General features: G+C 71.1%; 4 protein-coding genes. All 4 read left to right on the top strand.

Translation table 11 applies throughout. The features are described from left to right. Positions 1–111 precede the first annotated feature (111 nt). From ABZ719_RS37475 to ABZ719_RS37460, 4 genes are read left to right on the top strand one after another with little or no spacing between them, the layout of a single operon-like run. Complete coding sequence (locus ABZ719_RS37475) at positions 112–264, top strand: hypothetical protein (protein WP_366729643.1); 153 nt, start codon at positions 112–114, stop codon at positions 262–264. Between the two features lie 2 nt (positions 265–266). Then, positions 267–1097 (top strand): Rid family hydrolase, encoded by an 831-nt coding sequence (locus ABZ719_RS37470; RefSeq protein WP_366729642.1) that lies wholly within the window; start codon positions 267–269, stop codon positions 1095–1097. Beyond that, complete coding sequence (locus ABZ719_RS37465; RefSeq protein ID WP_366729641.1) at positions 1094–1450, top strand: hypothetical protein; 357 nt, start codon at positions 1094–1096, stop codon at positions 1448–1450. The genes ABZ719_RS37470 and ABZ719_RS37465 overlap by 4 nt, the downstream gene beginning before the upstream one ends. After that, positions 1450–2133 (top strand): alpha/beta hydrolase, encoded by a 684-nt coding sequence (locus ABZ719_RS37460; RefSeq protein WP_366729640.1) that lies wholly within the window; start codon positions 1450–1452, stop codon positions 2131–2133. The genes ABZ719_RS37465 and ABZ719_RS37460 overlap by 1 nt, the downstream gene beginning before the upstream one ends. Positions 2134–2632: the final 499 nt, after the last annotated feature.

The raw sequence follows: 2632 nt of genomic DNA, 5'->3' as shown, positions 1-2632 counted from the left end.
CGAGGCGGGCGGGCCGGCCTCGGGCCGGGGTTGACGGGGAGCTCATGGACCTCACTATAGTGAACGCCGTTCACGTGAACGCCGTTCACTAAATAGAGGAGGCCATCTCCGATGAACACCGACGTGATCGCCGTAGGCGCCGGCCCGACCGGGCTGACGGAGCGCCGCACCGAACCGCAGCGCGATTCGCGGGCGCTGAGCCTGCACCCGCGCAGCGTGGAACTGCTGACCGCCTGGGCGGGTACGCCCTCATCAAGGAGCTGATCATGTCGGTGACCCGCGTCAATCCACCGTCCGTGCACAGCCCGTCCGACCAGATCACCCAGGTCGTCACCGTCGAGGGAAGGCGGCTCGTGCATCTCTCCGGGCAGGTCGCCTGGGATGAGCGAGGACGGCCCGTGGGACTCGGTGACCACGGGGCCCAGGCGGCACAGATCGCCCGTAACCTCGACGCCGCGCTCGCCGCGGTCGGCGCCACCCGTGACGACATCGTCGACGAGACCGTCTACGTCGTCGACTACACCCCGGAGCTGCTGCCCGCGATCTTCGGGCCGCTGCGGGCCGGTGTCGCGGAAGCGCCCGCGAGCACACTGGTCGGCGTGTCCGCGCTCTTCGCACCGGGGTTCCTCCTCGAGGTCAAGGTGGTCGCCGCGCTCCCCGGACAGGGGAGCCAGGACCGGGCCGTACCGGCCGACGCCAGCACCGAGGCGGGCGAGCCCGTCAGGGCACACGAGACGGACGGGGGCCAGGATCTCGAAACGGCACTCACCCGCCGGGCCTGGGAGGACCCGTCCTTCGCCGCGCGACTGGAACGCGAGCCCCTGGAGGCCCTGGCGTCGATGGGGGTGCGGGTGGCCCCGGGGATCAAGGTGCAGGTCAGGCTGCAGAGACGCGACACCCTGTACTACGTCCTCCCACCCGCGAAACGGCCGGACGAGCCGGACCGCGGTGAGCCCGTGAACCTCATGGACCTGTGGCGCAGCGGGGACAGCTTCGTCTGGCTGCTGCCCGAACGGCTCAAGACCGAACTGCTGGCCATGCGCCGAGGTTTCCGCGAGGCCCGGACCGGCACCGATACGACACGGAGCAGCACATGAAACACGACGCCGGCACCCGCCACACCCTCCGGCTCGTCAACGACAGCGCCTACCGGGAGAGGCTCGTCGCCGACCCGAAAGCGGTGCTGTGCGAGGAGTCGGGCCACCGCCCGCGCGAGGACTTCGCCGTCGAGGCAGTGGAACAGCGGGAGGACACCGTCGTCATCCTGCTCCCCGCGGAACCGGAGCACGGCGAGGATTTCGAGGAGCGGCTCACCGAGGTGTCCCAGCGCGTCTACGACGTGCTGTTCTCGTCCGGGGTCGGCGGGTTCCTGATCCCCGACGACCGTCTGAAGTGGGTGCTGCGGGACATCCGCTCCGCCTGGGCGGCCAAGGCCGGAACGGAGGGGTGATGGCCACCTTCGTTCTCGTACACGGTTCGTGGCTCGGCGGCTGGGCCTGGGAGCGGGTCGCCCCCGGACTGCGGGCGTCGGGCCACACCGTCCTGTGCCCCTCGCTCGCCCCGGCCGAACCCGGCGTCGGGCTGCGCACCCACATCGCCGAGATCGTCGGCCTGCTCGACCGCCACGAACTCACCGACGTGACCCTCGTGGGCCACAGCTACGGAGGCATGGTCATCACCGGCGCCGGACACGAGCGACCGCGGCGCGTCCGGCAACTCGTCTATCTGGACGCGTTCTTCCCCTCGCCGGGCCAGTCGGCCTTCGGCCTCCAACCCGTCCTGCGCGACGCCTGCGATGCCGCTGCCGCTCTGCGGCCGGAGCAGGAGGCATGGCTGATCCCTCCCCTCGGCTTCGAGACCATGGGTCTCACGGCGGCCGACCTGGAGTGGGTGAACGCGCGGGCCCGGCCGATGAGCCGGGCCACCCACGAGGAACCCCTGCCGGACCTGGTGTCCGGCCAGCCTCGGCCACCGGCGACGTACATATGGTGCGGGGGGTCACCCTTCTTCGCCGGCACTGCGAAGACCGCGCGCCGGCGCGGGGCCCGGCTCCTGACGGTCGAAGGCGCCGCCCACATGGCACCCGTCACCGACCCCGAGCGCGTATGCGCGGTGCTCGGCCGGACCGGCTGAGGAGTCAACCACTCGTCAGGGTGCGGGCGGGGTCCGTCGCCTAGACGGACCCCGCCCGCACCGACAGGAAGGCCGTCCGCGTCGGCGGGCCATCCTCAACCCGCACAGGACGGAGCGCCTGGGCCGTGGCGCCGCTGTACGACCGCCGCAGCCCCCTCACGGCCGGTCACCGGTCCGCGGCGGGAGTCTCGGTGAATCGTTTCTTGTCTGCCTTGACGAAATGGCTGCCGTCGGCGAGTGCCAGCGAGCAGCGATTTCGGACACGGCAGACGTGTCGAGGTCAGCTCCGCCCTGGCGCGTTCGAGGCGGCGTTCGCATACATATTCCATGGCCGATGGTGTGTCCCCCTGGCGGAATGCGCGGCAGAGGGTGCGGACGGCTGCGTTCAGGGCCGCCGCGATCCACTAGTGCTGTGACCGGGAAGGTTCACCGGCTCGCGACGCCCGGCACGGCACCTCGCCGCGTTGTCGCATCACCCGAGTACGTCCAGTACGCGGGT

The sequence above is a fragment of the Streptomyces sp. NPDC006743 genome, from assembly GCF_040703815.1.
Classification (GTDB): Bacteria; Actinomycetota; Actinomycetes; order Streptomycetales; family Streptomycetaceae; genus Streptomyces.
This window is presented reverse-complemented; position numbering and strand designations above follow the sequence as displayed.

Excerpts from the sequence above, each read along its gene's own strand:
- ABZ719_RS37475 (WP_366729643.1), top strand. The coding sequence starts at position 112 with ATGAACACCGACGTGATCGCCGTAGGCGCCGGCCCGACCGGGCTGACG.
- ABZ719_RS37470 (WP_366729642.1), top strand. The coding sequence starts at position 267 with ATGTCGGTGACCCGCGTCAATCCACCGTCCGTGCACAGCCCGTCCGAC.
- ABZ719_RS37465 (WP_366729641.1), top strand. The coding sequence starts at position 1,094 with ATGAAACACGACGCCGGCACCCGCCACACCCTCCGGCTCGTCAACGAC.
- ABZ719_RS37460 (WP_366729640.1), top strand. The coding sequence starts at position 1,450 with ATGGCCACCTTCGTTCTCGTACACGGTTCGTGGCTCGGCGGCTGGGCC.